This is a genomic window from Neisseria subflava, from assembly GCF_024205705.1.
Taxonomy (GTDB): Bacteria; Pseudomonadota; Gammaproteobacteria; order Burkholderiales; family Neisseriaceae; genus Neisseria; species Neisseria subflava_D.
In genome coordinates, this window is sequence record NZ_CP073115.1 from 1,162,080 (window position 1) to 1,176,308 (window position 14,229).

General features: G+C 50.4%; 27 protein-coding genes. 26 read left to right on the forward strand and 1 reads right to left on the reverse strand.

All coding sequences use genetic code 11. The features are described 5' to 3' along the window. Position 1 precedes the first annotated feature (1 nt). The 26 genes from KCG54_RS05580 (at position 2) to KCG54_RS05700 (ending at position 13,941) form a co-directional block, all read left to right on the forward strand. Positions 2–1,780, forward strand: coding sequence for a transposase (locus KCG54_RS05580; RefSeq protein ID WP_254324910.1), 1,779 nt, complete (start codon positions 2–4; stop codon positions 1,778–1,780). A gap of 40 nt (positions 1,781–1,820) precedes the next feature. Then, positions 1,821–2,966, forward strand: coding sequence for an ExeA family protein (locus KCG54_RS05585; RefSeq protein WP_254324911.1), 1,146 nt, complete (start codon positions 1,821–1,823; stop codon positions 2,964–2,966). Between the two features lies 1 nt (position 2,967). Beyond that, complete coding sequence (locus tag KCG54_RS05590; RefSeq protein ID WP_049351482.1) at positions 2,968–3,201, forward strand: hypothetical protein; 234 nt, start codon at positions 2,968–2,970, stop codon at positions 3,199–3,201. A 10-nt stretch (positions 3,202–3,211) separates the two neighbouring features. After that, positions 3,212–3,352, forward strand: a complete 141-nt coding sequence (locus tag KCG54_RS05595) for a hypothetical protein (RefSeq protein WP_160311361.1) — start codon at positions 3,212–3,214, stop codon at positions 3,350–3,352. Continuing rightward, complete coding sequence (locus KCG54_RS05600; protein ID WP_254324912.1) at positions 3,349–3,525, forward strand: hypothetical protein; 177 nt, start codon at positions 3,349–3,351, stop codon at positions 3,523–3,525. Before KCG54_RS05595 ends, KCG54_RS05600 begins: the two co-directional genes overlap by 4 nt. Further along, positions 3,522–3,716 (forward strand): hypothetical protein, encoded by a 195-nt coding sequence (locus tag KCG54_RS05605; protein ID WP_049322378.1) that lies wholly within the window; start codon positions 3,522–3,524, stop codon positions 3,714–3,716. The genes KCG54_RS05600 and KCG54_RS05605 overlap by 4 nt, the downstream gene beginning before the upstream one ends. Next, entirely contained in the window at positions 3,713–4,000 is a 288-nt protein-coding gene (locus KCG54_RS05610; protein ID WP_254324913.1) for a hypothetical protein, read from the forward strand. The genes KCG54_RS05605 and KCG54_RS05610 overlap by 4 nt, the downstream gene beginning before the upstream one ends. Beyond that, positions 3,997–4,497, forward strand: a complete 501-nt coding sequence (locus tag KCG54_RS05615; RefSeq protein WP_254324914.1) for a hypothetical protein — start codon at positions 3,997–3,999, stop codon at positions 4,495–4,497. Before KCG54_RS05610 ends, KCG54_RS05615 begins: the two co-directional genes overlap by 4 nt. Then, on the forward strand, positions 4,481–4,933 hold the full coding sequence (locus tag KCG54_RS05620) for a hypothetical protein (protein ID WP_254324915.1): 453 nt from the start codon (positions 4,481–4,483) through the stop codon (positions 4,931–4,933). Before KCG54_RS05615 ends, KCG54_RS05620 begins: the two co-directional genes overlap by 17 nt. Beyond that, positions 4,908–5,180, forward strand: coding sequence for a head morphogeneis protein (locus KCG54_RS05625; RefSeq protein ID WP_254324916.1), 273 nt, complete (start codon positions 4,908–4,910; stop codon positions 5,178–5,180). Before KCG54_RS05620 ends, KCG54_RS05625 begins: the two co-directional genes overlap by 26 nt. Positions 5,181–5,190: 10 nt before the next feature. Continuing rightward, the gene (locus tag KCG54_RS05630; RefSeq protein ID WP_254324917.1) at positions 5,191–5,799 is read left to right on the forward strand and encodes a DUF3164 family protein; all 609 of its coding nucleotides are present in this window, start codon (positions 5,191–5,193) and stop codon (positions 5,797–5,799) included. 74 nt (positions 5,800–5,873) lie between these two features. Continuing rightward, positions 5,874–5,999: a hypothetical protein gene (locus KCG54_RS11970; protein WP_283254584.1), complete on the forward strand. Its 126-nt coding sequence runs from the start codon at positions 5,874–5,876 to the stop codon at positions 5,997–5,999. Positions 6,000–6,014: 15 nt separating this feature from the next. Further along, entirely contained in the window at positions 6,015–6,323 is a 309-nt protein-coding gene (locus KCG54_RS05635; protein WP_283254590.1) for an HU family DNA-binding protein, read from the forward strand. 148 nt (positions 6,324–6,471) lie between these two features. Beyond that, a complete protein-coding gene (locus KCG54_RS05640; RefSeq protein WP_049322384.1) occupies positions 6,472–6,951 on the forward strand; it encodes a gp16 family protein in 480 nt (159 codons plus the stop codon). After that, positions 6,944–7,288 (forward strand): Mor transcription activator family protein, encoded by a 345-nt coding sequence (locus tag KCG54_RS05645; protein WP_079453739.1) that lies wholly within the window; start codon positions 6,944–6,946, stop codon positions 7,286–7,288. The genes KCG54_RS05640 and KCG54_RS05645 overlap by 8 nt, the downstream gene beginning before the upstream one ends. Before the next feature lie 215 nt (positions 7,289–7,503). Next, positions 7,504–8,637 (forward strand): 2-oxoacid:acceptor oxidoreductase, encoded by a 1,134-nt coding sequence (locus KCG54_RS05650; RefSeq protein ID WP_254324919.1) that lies wholly within the window; start codon positions 7,504–7,506, stop codon positions 8,635–8,637. 46 nt (positions 8,638–8,683) lie between these two features. Continuing rightward, positions 8,684–9,619, forward strand: coding sequence for a hypothetical protein (locus tag KCG54_RS05655; RefSeq protein WP_254324920.1), 936 nt, complete (start codon positions 8,684–8,686; stop codon positions 9,617–9,619). A 45-nt stretch (positions 9,620–9,664) separates the two neighbouring features. Next, a complete protein-coding gene (locus KCG54_RS05660) occupies positions 9,665–9,931 on the forward strand; it encodes a Gp49 family protein (RefSeq protein WP_254324921.1) in 267 nt (88 codons plus the stop codon). After that, the gene (locus KCG54_RS05665) at positions 9,932–10,264 is read left to right on the forward strand and encodes a DUF2190 family protein (protein WP_254324922.1); all 333 of its coding nucleotides are present in this window, start codon (positions 9,932–9,934) and stop codon (positions 10,262–10,264) included. A 2-nt stretch (positions 10,265–10,266) separates the two neighbouring features. Beyond that, positions 10,267–10,521 (forward strand): hypothetical protein, encoded by a 255-nt coding sequence (locus KCG54_RS05670; protein WP_254324923.1) that lies wholly within the window; start codon positions 10,267–10,269, stop codon positions 10,519–10,521. Further along, positions 10,521–10,949, forward strand: a complete 429-nt coding sequence (locus KCG54_RS05675; protein ID WP_049322390.1) for a gp436 family protein — start codon at positions 10,521–10,523, stop codon at positions 10,947–10,949. The genes KCG54_RS05670 and KCG54_RS05675 overlap by 1 nt, the downstream gene beginning before the upstream one ends. Before the next feature lie 2 nt (positions 10,950–10,951). Next, positions 10,952–11,455 carry a Gp37 family protein gene (locus KCG54_RS05680; RefSeq protein ID WP_070646946.1) on the forward strand — a complete coding sequence of 168 codons (504 nt, stop codon included), beginning with the start codon at positions 10,952–10,954 and terminating at the stop codon, positions 11,453–11,455. After that, on the forward strand, positions 11,455–12,849 hold the full coding sequence (locus KCG54_RS05685; RefSeq protein ID WP_254324924.1) for a phage tail sheath family protein: 1,395 nt from the start codon (positions 11,455–11,457) through the stop codon (positions 12,847–12,849). Before KCG54_RS05680 ends, KCG54_RS05685 begins: the two co-directional genes overlap by 1 nt. A gap of 11 nt (positions 12,850–12,860) precedes the next feature. Then, positions 12,861–13,376, forward strand: coding sequence for a phage major tail tube protein (locus KCG54_RS05690; RefSeq protein WP_254324925.1), 516 nt, complete (start codon positions 12,861–12,863; stop codon positions 13,374–13,376). Positions 13,377–13,478: 102 nt separating this feature from the next. After that, positions 13,479–13,775: a phage tail assembly protein gene (locus KCG54_RS05695; protein WP_254324990.1), complete on the forward strand. Its 297-nt coding sequence runs from the start codon at positions 13,479–13,481 to the stop codon at positions 13,773–13,775. A 22-nt stretch (positions 13,776–13,797) separates the two neighbouring features. After that, complete coding sequence (locus KCG54_RS05700; RefSeq protein ID WP_254321755.1) at positions 13,798–13,941, forward strand: GpE family phage tail protein; 144 nt, start codon at positions 13,798–13,800, stop codon at positions 13,939–13,941. Here KCG54_RS05700 and KCG54_RS05705 read toward each other — a convergent pair. Continuing rightward, on the reverse strand, positions 13,938–14,213 hold the full coding sequence (locus tag KCG54_RS05705) for a hypothetical protein (RefSeq protein WP_254321754.1): 276 nt from the start codon (positions 14,211–14,213) through the stop codon (positions 13,938–13,940). The genes KCG54_RS05700 and KCG54_RS05705 overlap by 4 nt on opposite strands. Positions 14,214–14,229 lie beyond the last annotated feature (16 nt).

Sequence of the window (14,229 nt, forward strand, 5' to 3'; positions counted from 1 at the left end):
CATGAACGCCGGATTGGTAGAAAGACTGACTGAAATCGAGGCTCAAGCCGCTTTGCTTGGACGGGGAGAACGGTCGGAGTATCTGAAACGGTCGGCACAGGATTTAGGGGTATCGCTCGCTACGCTCTATCGGAAATTGGAGTCTGTGAGTGTTAAGCCGAGCCGAAAACGGCGAAGCGATGCCGGTAAAACGGAACTGAAGCTGGAAGAAGCCAAACTGATTTCGGCTGTACTGGTGGAGGCCATGAGGCGCAACGGCAAGCGGTTGATGTCGGTCAAGCAAGCAGTGGAGATGCTGCGAGCCAACGGCAAAATCGAGGCGGCGCGGATTGATGAGGAAACGGGGGAAGTAAGTCCTCTTTCTGAAAACACCATTACCCGGGCTTTACGAGAGTACAAGCTACATCCCGACCAATTACTTCAGCCTGATCCTGTCAGCCGTATGAAATCTGAACATCCGAATCATTGCTGGCAAATCGACCCTAGTTTGTGTGTTTTGTATTACCTGCCGCGACACGGCAAGGATACGGGGCTTAGGGTGATGAAAGAGGAGGAATTTTACAAAAACAAACCTAAAAATGTTGTGAAGATTGAGCAAGACCGCGTGTGGCGTTACACCGGCACCGACCATGCCAGTGGAACGATTGTCGCCCGGTACTACTTCGGTGGCGAGACGAGTGCGAACTTGTGCGATTTCTTCATCTTCATGATGCAAGCCAAGGAGGATGTACATAAGGATCCTATACGCGGTGTGCCGCGCATGGTCATGCTTGACCCGGGAAGTGCGAATACGTCGTCTGCTTTTAAAACGCTGTGCAAGTCGCTTGATGTGCATGTGCAGATCAATAAACCCGGCAACCCCCGTGCCAAAGGTCAGGTAGAGAAAGCCAATGACATTGTGGAAACATCTTTTGAAAGCGGTTTGCGCTTTACTGAGGTGCACGATATCGACCAACTGAATGCCCTGGCAGAGCGTTGGATGCGTTACTACAACGGTACGCAGATTCACAGCCGTCACGGTATGACCCGCTATCAGGCGTGGAACAAAATCAAACCGGAGCAGTTGATCCTGCCGCCTCCTGCGGAATATTGTCGTGAGCTGGCAATCAGTGCGCCAAAAGAAGCCAAGGTATCGGCTGATTTGGAAATACGCTTCGGCGGTCGTTTCTACAGTGTGAAAGCCATTCAGGGCATATTGGTTGGGCAGAAGGTTTTAGTAGCCAAAAACCCTTGGGAAGAAAACGGAGCGCGAGTAGCAACGTTTGATGCAGACGGCCGCGAAACATGGGTGGCTGTGCCGGAAGTGGTGTTTGACGATATGGGCTTCAGAGCCGATTCGGCAGTCATCGGTGAGGAGTACAAGGCACCGGGCAATACTGCTACCCAGCAACATGCGAAGGAACTCGACAAGATGGCTATGGGTGCGGAAACGCTGGAACAGGCCGCAGTCAATCGAAAAGGCAAGGCTGTACCGTTCGGTGGATCTATAGATCCATTCAGACACCAGGAAGATACGCTCGCTACACGCAATACGCTCTATTTGGAGCGTGGCGGCCAGCAGATGGAATACAACCGGATGGAGGTCGCCGAGAAGGTATTGAGCAAGGTGGAAATAGCGAAGCTGTTGAAGCCGCGTATCGAAGCCGAAGGTGGAGACTGGAAACAGGCTGTTGCGCTCATTACCAAACATTATCCGGACGGTGTGGCCGCCAGTCAGTTGGAAGCGGTTTTTGACAAGCTGAAAACGGCAGGCCGTCTGAAATTACATAAAACCGGTTAGGCAAATGCGACGACGTCGTCGCATTTGCGGAAAGGAAACGATGAAACAAAGTTTTCAAAAAATCGGCAAATCCTATGCAGTCGCCGCTGCGGAAATCGGGTGCAGTAAGCCGATGTTGGTGGCGGTCATCAACCATGGGCAGTGGCCGAAGAAAAATGCAGACAATCTGCGTGAAAAATTGAAAGTGTTTTTTAAAACAAATGGTGCGGATATTCCTGCGAGCCTGAGAAACGAGCCGGAAACCGCACCTGCCCAAGCAACTTACGAAGACAAGGACAATGAGATGTTACTACGAAAAGCAACCCTGAACCAAGCCGCAAAACAGCATTTTGGATTATTCCGCGACCCGTTCAACGATGAAATCCAGTCGGCAGACGATGTGTATATGACGTCAGATGTGCGTTATGTACGTGAGGCAATGTTTCAGACGGCCTGTCATGGCGGTTTTGTGGCGGTGGTCGGTGAAAGCGGCGCGGGTAAATCTACACTGCGCGAAGACCTGCAAGACCGTATCAACCGCGAAGGCCATCAGATTGTGTTGATTGAGCCTTATGTGCTGGCAATGGAAGACAACGACCAAAAGGGCAAGACACTCAAAGCGGTACATATCGCTGAGGCAATTTTGGAGGCGGTTGCGCCCGGAACAAGTCCGAAACGCAGTCCGGAAGCTCGTTTCCGCCAAATTCATCGCGCTCTGACTGAAAGCGCAAAAGCCGGTAACAAGCACCTGCTGCTGATTGAAGAGGCTCATGGCCTGCCTCTGCCGACCCTGAAACACTTGAAACGCTTTTTTGAGCTGAAGAACGGGTTTGAACGCCTGCTCGGCATCGTCTTAATCGGACAGACGGAGTTGGCGCAAAAGCTCAGCGAAAACAATCCTGCTGTGCGCGAGGTGGTGCAACGTTGCGAGGTGGTTACCCTCCTGCCTCTGACTGACGGCAAGCTGGAAGGTTATTTGAAACACAAGTTTGCCCGGGTCGGTGCAGATGTTTCAAAAATCTTGAACCAAAGTGCAGTGGATGCAGTAGCGGAACGTTTAACTGTGAAGAGCAGAACGAGCAAAGGGATTGAACAGAATAGCCTGCTCTATCCTCTGGCCGTCAATAATCTTGTGGCTGCGGCGATGAATCAGGCGGCGGAATTGGGGTTCGAGCTTGTTGACGGCGATGTGGTACGGGGGGTGTGAGATGGATAACAAATTCGGAAAATTTATTGACCCCAATCACTTGCTGCTCCCACTTAGAAAACAGGTAGCTACCGGGAAAGTCGGCAGCATGGAATACACGATGGAAATCTCTGTGGGATGTGAGCCGATGGTCGTCAGTAAAGCTACTGGGAAGCGGTTTGTATTGACTTGGCAGGACATAGTGGAGTTAGCCGTTCTGGCCGGTATCAACGAATCGGAAGAGTCTGAAAAATAAAGGGGAAATCATGAAAAAAGATGAAATCGAATTTGCCATTGTAATTGTGCTGCTGTCCATCGTCGTAGCCATACAGGCAATGCTGACCGAGCCTTGCCGCCAAAAACAGCCTATGCAGATCAACGTCTATGACAGGGGGCAGTACAAATGAGGGGGTTATGGATACTGACCGCCATGCTTGCCGCCTGCCAGCCGGTCGCGGCAACGGCAGATCAAAGAGATGCTCTGGAAGCCGATAAAAACTGGGAGGCAGTTTACGGCGGGATGAGCGAGACAGACAAAATAACAGGCGTGGTTTTGGAGCCCGCGGGAGAAGAAAAATGAACAGGGATTACAGCAAAATCAAAGTGTCGGTATGGCGCGAAAAAGGCGGCCATCTTGTCACTGAGCTGACAACGGTGTCGGGTAAGTTTGTGATGATGTATGTGTCATCTCGGCTATCGGATGAAATTGAGGATGTGGTTCAGACGGCATTGCGGTGTTTGAGCCGTAAGGATTTGGAGATGGTGAGATGACAATTTATCTAAATATCGCCCGTGACGGCATTATCAAGGTTACTCAGGATGTTGCTTTGGGAAACCAAGAAGGCGATACAGATTACCTGAGTAAAGAGCTGAATGAGGGCTGTACGCTTGAAGAAGTTTATGCGGTTGTCGCTGCAAATACATCTTGGAAAAACGGGTTATTTTATTTCCCTCCGGTGGATGTAGAAGATGGAGATCAGGCATGTGATGCAGCTATTGATTTTTCCGACTCGGTTTATTGCAGTCTCAAAAGTCTGATGGAGGCGAGAACATGAAAGTACGCTGCCCTACCTGCGGTGCGGTGATGAGCTTGGATGTATTAATCGCCCATGACGATGCCCGTGAGGCCCTGATTGCCCTGACCGGCATTTCAGACGACCTTTTTAAGGCGGTATTGCGGTATCTGACGCTGTTTCGCCTCGCCGAAAAGGATTTAAGTTTTAACCGGGTTTCAAAGCTCGTCGGCGAGATTGCGCCGATGATACGGGAGGGTGAAATCGTCCGTAACCGTAAAACTTACCCGGCTCCGCGCGAGGCTTGGATTTGGGCGGCAACACGATGCCTTGAGGCACGGGACGCAGGAAAGCTAACGCCGCCGCTGACCAGCCACGGTTATTTGTTGGAAAACATTACGTTTTGGTCGCCTGAAAAGACGGCGGGAACGGCGGTTTTGCCCTCTCCCCAACCCTCTCCCGCAGGAGAGGTGGCAAACACCAAATTGAGGAGCGGGTTGGGCGGTTTGATGGAGTGGTCAAATGGAGGCGAACAATAACTGGCTTAAAAAAGCAATCGCGCAGGGTTTTATGATGCTCGCCGCCCTAAACCTCAAAGGTCGCCCTGCCTCGGCGGATTTGACGGCAGTCGCCGAACTTTGGTTGGGCATACTAAGCGGCCGGTCGTGGCAGCCGGAGCATGACGGGATCAGGATACAGGCAGCCTTTAGGGCTATCGCGGCGTCCTCGTCAGAGTGGCCCAACCCTGTCGACCTTATCAAACACCTGCCGCCGCCCGAAGTCAGAATGGTGCCGAGGCTGGAAAAGAAGCACCACCCGACCGAATACGGCAAAGCGCAGGTCGCCAAACTCAAACAGACACTCAGCCTGCTGGGAAGCTCCCCTTGCATGGACAGGGATTGGATACACGGGCCACGCCACCGGTCGGTGGATGAGTGTAAAAGGATTAATGCTGCAAGGCAGAAAGGTAAATAAAAAAATGGAAAATGGAATTTGGCCGAGTAATCCACGCATATCAGACTTAATCAGGCGATTGGAAGACTTGAAGGCAGAGCATGGCAACTTGCCAATAACTCACGAACCTCTGCGGGGTGGAGTTGTGTATGCAGATGTAAGTGAATTTAAAGTTGCCTATGTTAGACCTAAAGAAAAACGTGAACGAACATGGTCTTACCGTATCGGAGCAGCCCAAGAAGGCGATTTGAAGGTAGTAAAAGTTTAAAGGAAAAAAGATGAATATTGATAAAACCCAATACAAACAGGATGCCAAAGGCAATCTCGTGCCTCTGGAAAATATCCGAGAAATCGACTTGCTGCGCGACGAGCTGGTGCAGGAAATTGCGACTAAGGCACGTGCGGTACAGGATAACTTAATCGCCTTCAAACGCGAGGCTATGGACGATATTGCGGCGTTTGTACAGTTGAGTGCCGACCGATACGACGTGAATGTCGGCGGCAAGAAAGGCAATATCAGCCTGCACAGCTTCGATGGCGCGTACCGCGTCAACCTTGCCATGCAGGACACGCTGGTATTTGACGAGGGGTTGATTGCCGCCAAAGCCCTGATTGACGAGTGCATCAACGAATGGACGGAAGGCAGCCGCACAGAATTGAAAACGCTGATTAACGCGGCCTTCCAAGTGGACAAAGAAGGCAATATCAGCACCGCCCGCGTACTCGGCCTGCGCCGCCTGCAAATCACGGATGAAAAATGGCAACGGGCGATGGATGCGCTCTCCGACAGTTTGCAGGTGCATATCAGCAAGCCGTTTGTGCGGGTGTATCAGCGCGGCGAGGATGGGGAGTATCAGCTGATGAATTTGGATGTGGCGAAGGTGTGAAAATGGCGACGGTAAACATCCTTATTAGCGACCAGCCTGGCGGGTTATTTATTAAATTGATATCGGACGAGCCGATGCCGAAGGACGATGAAAGCGGTAACAGCATCGCCCAAAGTGTGGGTCTTTTGTGTCTGGCCATCCTTAACCGAGAAATTCGACAGGTAACCGGCAAAGAGCTGGAGTTAGCCAATATCCAATAAACCGCGCGGCACGGTCTGCCGCATTTAAACCTAAATAGGAGTCAAAAAGTGAATAAATCCGAATTAATCCAAGCCATCGCCGATGAGGCGGAATTGAACAAACGCGATGCGGCAGAATTTGTCGATGCGTTTGTCAGCGTGGTAACGCAGGCGATGAAGGACGGCAAAGACGTTACGTTGGTCGGCTTCGGCTCGTTCCACACCGCCCAATCTGCCGAGCGTAAAGGCCGCAATCCGAAAACGGGCGAACCGCTGACTATCGCTGCACGTAAAACGCCTAAATTCCGCTCTGGAAAGGCGTTGAAAAAAGCAGTCAATCCATAGCCAGGCTATAAAAAAAGGCCGTCTGAAAGTTTCAGACAGCCTTTTTTATTTGCCAAATGACTACCGGCAAATGTAGAATCAGGCATAATATATTGATTTATTTAAATATATGAAACAGCGTTTCAGTATGTGAAAAGAAAGGATTAGCATGGAAACGGCAAAAGCGAAAAAACAGCGTTTAATCCGTCTGATTCACGTCGGTAAAACGCAGTTGATGATGGCCGATAGCGAGTACCGTACGCTATTGGCCAATATTTCGCGCGGGAAAACGAGCAGCACTAAGTTGTCGGTCGATGAGTTAGAACTGGTGGTAACGGCTCTGAAGGCGCGTGGTTTTGTAGTAACGACAAAAGCGCAGGCTAAAAGTGACAAGCCGGATATTAAAGTCCGGCCTGCCCATCCTGCGGTTGATGGCCAAATTAAAAAAATACGTGCGTTATGGCTTGAACTACACGGTATCGGTGCAGTAAGAAATCCGTCCGAGCTGGCTTTGGGCAGGTTTGTAAAGCGTATGGTCGGCGTTGATTATCATGGCTGGCTTGATATTGATAATGCACAGAAGGTCATTGAACACTTGAAACAATGGTTGTTACGCGAGGAAAGAAAATTGGAGGTGCTAAGTGGCTGATGAGCGTGTACCCGAGCTGGTAACCGATTTGGAAGACCAAATGTCTGCCTGTTTATGTTCTGAGCTACCGATGTTGGATAAAACTCAGGCGAAGGTGGTAAGTAAGAAGGTGGCAAGATTCATTACGGACAACTGGGGAGGCCAATTGATTTATATCCCGAAGAACCATATCGGCAAGGTATCGGAAAGAGACCAACAGGTATATCGGGAATTTAATGGTAAGAATCATGCGGCGTTAAGTAAGAAATTTGATTTAACTGTTCAGCAAATCTATCGAATTGTGAAAGCAGTCGGAGATGCGGAAAGGTCGAAAAGACAGACTGATTTGTTTGGATAAGTCTCGTAATAAAACGGAATGGCGGTCAGGTTTTATCCTGACCGCTTTTATATTGCGTTTCTCGTCTTGGTCGGGGGTTTGCCTACCCTGAGCCATAAACTCGCTAAAAATGCCGTTTTTGCGCATTTTGAGTAAAACATGTTTTAAACCGCATTAAAAGCCGTTTCAGACGGCCTTTGTCAAAATAGCCTCATCAATCCGATGGGGCTTTTTTTGTGAAAAAGTTGTTTGAAATTTTTAAATCCGGCACGCGTACTGACAATAACGGCCGAAAAGTGACGATTACCGATGCGGATGTGGCTCAGGCAGCTGCTGCATATGATCCAAAGCTGCATGAAGCACCACTGGTTATCGGCCATCCGAAGACCGATGCTCCGGCCTATGGCTGGGTGGGCAGTCTGCAAGCCGATGGTGGTGTGCTGTCTGCCGATTTTGCGCAAATGGACGATGATTTTGTCAGTCTTGTACAAAGCGGCCGCTACAAAAAAGTGTCGGCCAGTTTCTATCCGCCCGACAGCCCGAGCAATCCGAAGCCAGGCTCTTGGTATCTGCGCCATGTCGGTTTTCTCGGTGCGCAACCACCTGCGGTAAAAGGTTTATCCGCCATTAATTTTGCTGAAGACGATGAGTATGTCGAGTTTTCCGAATATGCACACCGCCGCACGGCCTTGATTTTCCGTCGTCTGCGTGAGTGGCTGATTGAGCAGTACGACGCGGCCACCGCCGATAAAGTAGTTGCCGATTGGGAAATTCGCGACATTGAAGAATCGGCAGACTGGCAGCCCGAACCGCCCACACCGGCATTTGCCGACCCTGTAACCCCAAACGAATCTCAAACCCATGAAAACAAGGAGACCTCTATGTCGCCCGAAGAACAACTGGCAGCCGAAAAAGCCGCCCGTGAACAAGCCGAAGCTAAGGCAGCCGCTGCGGAAGCAGAGCTGAAACGCTTGCAAGACGAGCAAGACCAAGCCTTGCGTGAAGGTCAACATGATCAGAATGCCGAATTTGCCGAAGCCTTGGTAAAAGAAGGCCGTCTAAAACCCGCTGATAAGGATTTGGTGGTGCAGGTATTGGACTTCGCAGAATACCCCGAACATACCAGCGTCGATTTTGGCGAAGGCAGCACCATTGGCGAAGCGTTGCGCCAATTCTTGCGCAACCTGCCGGAAGTATTGCCAAGCGGCCACTATACCAAAGGGACTACTCCTATGGCTTCCTCCGGACTGCCAGCCGATTTTGCCGAAGTGGCTAATCCTGATGCGCTGAGCCATCACGAACGTGCTGTGGCTTTGGCAGCCAAAGAAGGCATCAGCTACGAAGAAGCGGCACGCCGTACCGCCGTTTAACCCAAAAGCGACGATGTCGTCGTATTTCAATTTGAAAGGATGAACGATGAGTTCTCATTTGCGCCGCCTTCGCGGTCAGGTCGATCCAGTTTTAACCAATCTGGCAGTCGGTTATAAAAACGCGGAATTTATTGCTGAGAAAATTTTCCCTCAAGTATTCACTGATAAAGAAGGCGTACAGGTGCCGGTGTTCGGCAAAGGCTCTTTTGTCGAATACGACACAAAGCGTGCCGTCGGTGCGGCGTCTAATGTGATTACGTTGGATGCGCCGAACTATCTGCCGATTGTGTTGGAAGAACACGATTTAGCGGCTGGTGTGGATTACCGTGAGCAAGCGGAATCGCTGTTTAACGAGCAAGCCAAAGCTACCCGTCGCGCTACCAAGGGTGTGCAACTGCGCCAAGAAATCGAAACGGCTGCTTTGCTGCAGGCGAAATCTGCTTATCAGAGTGGTCACACTAAAGATTTGGCGGCCACGAAAAAGTGGAGTGCCGATAATTCAGATCCGTTGGCCGATATTGAAAGTGCACGTGAAACCGTCCGTGCAGCTTGCGGTGTGCGCCCCGGCGTATTGGTAGTAGGTGCCAGCGTGTTGTCTCAACTCAAGCACAATAAGGCTCTCCTCGCCTCTCTGTCCGCCAATGATCGTAAATCTCTGTTGACTGTCGAGCAGTTGAAAAACCTGCTGGAACTGGATGACATCATTGTCGGTCAGGCTGTTTCATCTGTTGCAACCGGCAAACCTACCAAAGATGTTTGGGGTAAATTTGCCAGCCTGATTGTTCGACCAGATTTGGTTTCAGACGGCAATGACGAAGGCGAACCTGCATTCGGCTATACCTTCCGCCGCCGTGGCATGCCGGTGGTCGACCGTTATGAAGAAGTTGGCGGCAAAGTCGAATATGCCCGTTATACCGATATCCGCAAAGCGGCTGTGGTGGGTAGTGCGTGCGGTTTCTTGTTTGAAAACGCAGTAGATTAATTGGCAAGGCCGTCTGGAGTGCCTAGACGGCTAGGGAGAAAAAATATGAGCTTAAAGATTACACCTCAAGAAATCGAAAACAAGATTGATAAGGCTGATTATCACCGTGTGGGTGAGACAACTGCAATCGTTTGCTCGTTGACCCTGAAATCAGGTTTTGTCGTGATTGGTAAGGCGGCTTGTTTTAGCCACGATATTTTTGACGAACAGATGGGCTGTGAATTGGCATACCAAGATGCTATTCGCCATCTGTGTGAATTGGAAGCTTATCGTTTGAAAGAAAATGCAGTTATGCAGAAAGTAGAGGTTTAAATGGCTCAAACCAAACAAGTGGTACTGGTAACCACCATTACCGCAACAGGCGCGATTGTGAAAAACCGCTTTGTTAATTTTAAAGGCGCACAGGCTAGAGCCGGCGAGGCCATTTTGGGTGTCGCTCCATATGATGTTGAAACTGGTGATACTGCTACAGTCGATGTGGTCGGTATCGCTGTTGTCGAATCAGGTGGCGCAGTGGCTATCGGTGCCGAAGTAGGCGCAGACGAACAAGGCTGTGCAATACCCGATGCATTAAGAAATGTCGGTAGGGCTCTGACTGCTGCAACCGCTGCAGGTGAAACTGTTCGTGTATTGTTGAGAGGTTAATCATGGCTAAGGTTTATATCGCAAACACTGCATTGATTCTTGAAGACGAAGCCGGTAAGCAATTCCGTGTGGAAGCAGGCGAAGCTATTGAGCTGACACCTGAACAATACGAATCAGTGGCCGCTCATGTAACGCCGACGGTAACTACAGGCGAAGAGCTGGATGCACAACAGGCAGAAGCTCAAGAGAAAACGCCGTCTAAAGAAGAGCCTGAGTCCAAAACCAAAACGCAACGCAAAACAAAGGCGGACGCGTAATGTACTACATCAACGCCGAGAATATGCTCAAGGCTATGAGTAAGCCGGAATTGGTGCAGTTGACCAACGATGAGCCGCGTGCGACTGAGCCGGATATGGCGGTGGTAGATGAAGCCATCCGCTATGCCAGCGACTTGGTTGACGGCTATTTGCGCGGACGCTATCCGCTGCCTCTTAAGTCGGTGCCGACGGTGTTGCCGCCATTGTGTATCAACATTGCCCGCCATTTCCTGCACTCGCGCCGCATCAATCGGGCGGATTTCCCGAAGACGTTGGAGACTGCCTACAACGCGACTCTGAAAACGTTGGAAGCCATCCGCGACGGCAAAATCCATATCGGCGTTGATACTTTGGACAAAGAGGCGCAGCCGGAGCCAGGCGCGTATCACACGCGTGGCGGTTCGCGTATTGACATGACGGGGTATTGATTGTGAGTGCGACACGTCCTGTTATTGACGCGGTAGTTGAGCATTTGCAGACGGCCATTCCATGGGTCATCGTGGAAGCGTTCCCCGAAAGGCCGTCTGAATACCAGTTTATCCACCCGACCGGTGCGATTTTGGTGGGCTACGGTGGCAGTAAGTTCACTGATTTGGAACATTTGGGCAACATTGCCCAGCAGCGCGACATGACGCTGGTGTTAACCGTTATCGGCAGCAATCTGCACGGCGATGAAGGCACGCTGGCGATTTTAGACGAAGCCCGGTTGGCGATTGTCGGCTTCCGCCCTCCAAACTGTCTGCCGTGTCATTTATTGCAAGAGCGTTTTTTAAACGAAGATGCCGGTGCATGGCAGTATGAGCTGACCGTTCAGACGGAAACTCAACAAGTCGAAGTTTGTAAGCCCAATACCAATCCCTTGCTCATTAAGGTGCATGGCCGCTTGAATGGAAATGCATTAAACCCTGATTTAAAACCTAAGGAGAATTCATAATGGCAGCAGCCTATCATCATGGTACGGAGACCATCCGTATTGACGGTGGTTCTAATCCTGTCTATACCGTTGACGGTGCGATTACGGCTATTGTCGGTACTGCACCAGTCGGTGCGGTCAACGAATTGACTGTGTGTCAAACCAAGAAAGACTTTGCACAATTTGGCGGTGAGCTGACCGGTAAAGGCTTTACTTTGCCTGATGCGGCCAATATTTGGACACGTTATGCTTCTGGTGTGGCTTATGTGATTAACGTGTGCGATCCCGCACGCCATAAGACCCAAGTACAGAACGAAGTATTGACCGTCGACAGCAATACCTTGACGGCCTATACCGCCAAACCTGCACTGCTTGCCGGTTATGCCCTGACTGACGGCGCATCCGCACTGACCGAAGGCCAGCACTACACCATCAACACGCTAACCGGCGAGATTGTGTATAAAACCAAACCGACCGCCCCGAAAATCAGTTACAGCTACGTAGACCCGACCAAAGTAACAGAGGCCGACATCATCGGTGCATATGTCGCGGCTACCGGAAAGCGTACGGGCTTGGAGCTGCTCTCAGAAGGCTACAATCGCCAAGGCGCAGATGCCAAAATCATTATTGTGCCGAATTACGACAAAACGGCTACCGTCGCCGCCAAAATGATTACTGTGGCCGACAACCTGAATGCAATTGCCTATATCAACGCACCTGAAGGCACGACCTTGAGCAAAGCTCTCGAAGGCCGTGGACCATTGGGTACGATTAATTTTCAGACATCAAGCGACCGTGCCGAGCTGTTTTTTCCGCATGTGATCGGTCTGTTGGGTATGGAATCACTGGCTACCCACGCTGCTGGTCTGCGCATGAAGACCGATGTTGAGCAGGGTTATTGGTTCAGCAAATCCAACCGCGAACTCTTGGGTGTAACCGGCGTGGAAATCGGTCTGACTGCTCGCGCCGACGACCCGCAGTCCGAAACCAACCGCCTCAATGAAAAAGGCATTACTACCGTCTTCAATAGCTACGGTACTGGGTACCGTATGTGGGGCAACCGTCTTGCCTGTTTCCCAACTACTTCTCACATCAAGAACTTTGAGGTAGCCCAACGTACCGGCGACTTGATTGACGAGTCCATCCGTCGCGCCGAGTTGCAATATGTCGACCGCCCGATTGACGAAGCCTTGCTCGACAGCCTGCTGGAAACCGTCCGTACCTACATGAGTACGTTGCCGTCCATCGTCGGCTTCTCTCTGAGTTTGGACTACGACTACGATTTGGTCGACGCATTCAGCAAAGGCCAAGTCCCCATCGTTTATTCCTACACACCGAAAATCCCGGCCGAACGTCTGACCAATACCTCGGTAATGACCCGCAAATATCTGGCCAACTTGGTCAGCGGCAATTAAGGAGCTGAAACATGGCGCAATTAAATGCAATTTACAATGCCAACGTCTATATCGACGGCAACAATCTACTGGGCAAGGCGGCAGAAATTACCGCGCCTGAAGTCGAGTTCACTATGGATGAAGTCACCGGCTTGGGTCTTTTCGGTACGATCAAGCTGCCAAGCGGCATGGAGGCTTTGGAATCCGAAATCACATGGAACAGCTTTTATCCCGAAGTGGCCTCACGCAGCAAGAATCCGTTTAAAGCGGTGCAGCTGATGATTCGTTCCAACCTGCAAACATTCGACGCAGCAGGTTTGCAGAAAGAAGTGCCAATGGTCACTACTATGACCGGCACATTCGGCAAAGATGCGTTGGGTGGCTTTAAACCAAAAGAAAAGGCAGCGTTTTCCAGCACCTTCCAGGTAAATGAAGTACGCCAAGTAGCTGATGGCCGAGAGCTCTTCTACTACAACTTCTTCAATAATATTCTGCGCGTGGACGGCGTAGATGTATTGGCACAGATGCGTAAAAACATCGGCGCATAAGTATTAAAACACATTAAAAGCTGGTTCAGACGGCCTTTGGCAGAATTGCTGTATCTTTCTTGGGTACAGCAATTTTTTATTGATTTTCAAAAGGATTAAATGATGACTGAAGCGCAAAAACTGCAAGACAACTTGGGTGCAACTAAAACTGTAAAGCTGAAATATCCTGTACGTTTGGCGACGGGCGAAAACCTGACCGAACTGAAACTGCGCCGTCCGCGTGTGGGTGATTTGCGTGCTGTGGCGCACTTGAGCAGCGATGCCGAACAGGAGTTGACGATTTTCGCGCGCATCACAGGTTTGGTGCCTGAAGATTTGGACGAGCTGGATTTGTATGACTACAAACAGGTGCAAGACTGGTTTCGTCGCTCACAAGAAGACGAAGCCGCTGCTGAGTAATAAAGAAGCCGATGAGCAGCTTTTGAATGCTGTTGCTGATTTGGCTTGGTGGTTTGGCTGGAGTGTTCAAGAAGTGTATGCCATGCCGCTTGATGAGTTTGAAGACTGGCAAAAAGAAGCAGCCCGCCAAATCAAGGCGGGCTACGGAAGAATCGGGGGTATTTAAGAAGTCAGTTTGTCTTTGATAAAGACACATCCAGCGACCAAGCCACCAACGGCCAAACTGATAAGTAGAACTGGCAATCCGCCAAGTAGCAAATAAAGTACAACGGCAGCAGTTAAGACAACAATCAGTGGCACTATCAATTCAATGATAGGCGCAGATGAATAAGCGACTACTGTAAAAGCTACTGCAGTCAAATACAAAACAAAGCAGGCATTAAAAGTAGTATCGCTGACGTGATTGAAAATTTGTTCGTATTTTTTAGTTGCGTACATAGCCCTCTCCTTAACG

Bases quoted from the DNA above. Each gene is read 5' to 3' on its own strand.
- KCG54_RS05695 (WP_254324990.1), top strand. From the start codon at position 13,479: ATGACTGAAGCGCAAAAACTGCAAGACAACTTGGGTGCAACTAAAACT.
- KCG54_RS05605 (WP_049322378.1), top strand. From the start codon at position 3,522: ATGAACAGGGATTACAGCAAAATCAAAGTGTCGGTATGGCGCGAAAAA.
- KCG54_RS05675 (WP_049322390.1), top strand. From the start codon at position 10,521: ATGTACTACATCAACGCCGAGAATATGCTCAAGGCTATGAGTAAGCCG.
- KCG54_RS05685 (WP_254324924.1), top strand. From the start codon at position 11,455: ATGGCAGCAGCCTATCATCATGGTACGGAGACCATCCGTATTGACGGT.
- KCG54_RS11970 (WP_283254584.1), top strand. From the start codon at position 5,874: ATGCCGAAGGACGATGAAAGCGGTAACAGCATCGCCCAAAGTGTGGGT.
- KCG54_RS05610 (WP_254324913.1), top strand. From the start codon at position 3,713: ATGACAATTTATCTAAATATCGCCCGTGACGGCATTATCAAGGTTACT.
- KCG54_RS05590 (WP_049351482.1), top strand. From the start codon at position 2,968: ATGGATAACAAATTCGGAAAATTTATTGACCCCAATCACTTGCTGCTC.
- KCG54_RS05620 (WP_254324915.1), top strand. From the start codon at position 4,481: ATGGAGGCGAACAATAACTGGCTTAAAAAAGCAATCGCGCAGGGTTTT.
- KCG54_RS05585 (WP_254324911.1), top strand. From the start codon at position 1,821: ATGAAACAAAGTTTTCAAAAAATCGGCAAATCCTATGCAGTCGCCGCT.
- KCG54_RS05660 (WP_254324921.1), top strand. From the start codon at position 9,665: ATGAGCTTAAAGATTACACCTCAAGAAATCGAAAACAAGATTGATAAG.
- KCG54_RS05580 (WP_254324910.1), top strand. From the start codon at position 2: ATGAACGCCGGATTGGTAGAAAGACTGACTGAAATCGAGGCTCAAGCC.
- KCG54_RS05690 (WP_254324925.1), top strand. From the start codon at position 12,861: ATGGCGCAATTAAATGCAATTTACAATGCCAACGTCTATATCGACGGC.
- KCG54_RS05625 (WP_254324916.1), top strand. From the start codon at position 4,908: ATGCTGCAAGGCAGAAAGGTAAATAAAAAAATGGAAAATGGAATTTGG.
- KCG54_RS05705 (WP_254321754.1), bottom strand. From the start codon at position 14,213: ATGTACGCAACTAAAAAATACGAACAAATTTTCAATCACGTCAGCGAT.
- KCG54_RS05615 (WP_254324914.1), top strand. From the start codon at position 3,997: ATGAAAGTACGCTGCCCTACCTGCGGTGCGGTGATGAGCTTGGATGTA.
- KCG54_RS05630 (WP_254324917.1), top strand. From the start codon at position 5,191: ATGAATATTGATAAAACCCAATACAAACAGGATGCCAAAGGCAATCTC.
- KCG54_RS05600 (WP_254324912.1), top strand. From the start codon at position 3,349: ATGAGGGGGTTATGGATACTGACCGCCATGCTTGCCGCCTGCCAGCCG.
- KCG54_RS05670 (WP_254324923.1), top strand. From the start codon at position 10,267: ATGGCTAAGGTTTATATCGCAAACACTGCATTGATTCTTGAAGACGAA.
- KCG54_RS05655 (WP_254324920.1), top strand. From the start codon at position 8,684: ATGAGTTCTCATTTGCGCCGCCTTCGCGGTCAGGTCGATCCAGTTTTA.
- KCG54_RS05665 (WP_254324922.1), top strand. From the start codon at position 9,932: ATGGCTCAAACCAAACAAGTGGTACTGGTAACCACCATTACCGCAACA.
- KCG54_RS05595 (WP_160311361.1), top strand. From the start codon at position 3,212: ATGAAAAAAGATGAAATCGAATTTGCCATTGTAATTGTGCTGCTGTCC.
- KCG54_RS05640 (WP_049322384.1), top strand. From the start codon at position 6,472: ATGGAAACGGCAAAAGCGAAAAAACAGCGTTTAATCCGTCTGATTCAC.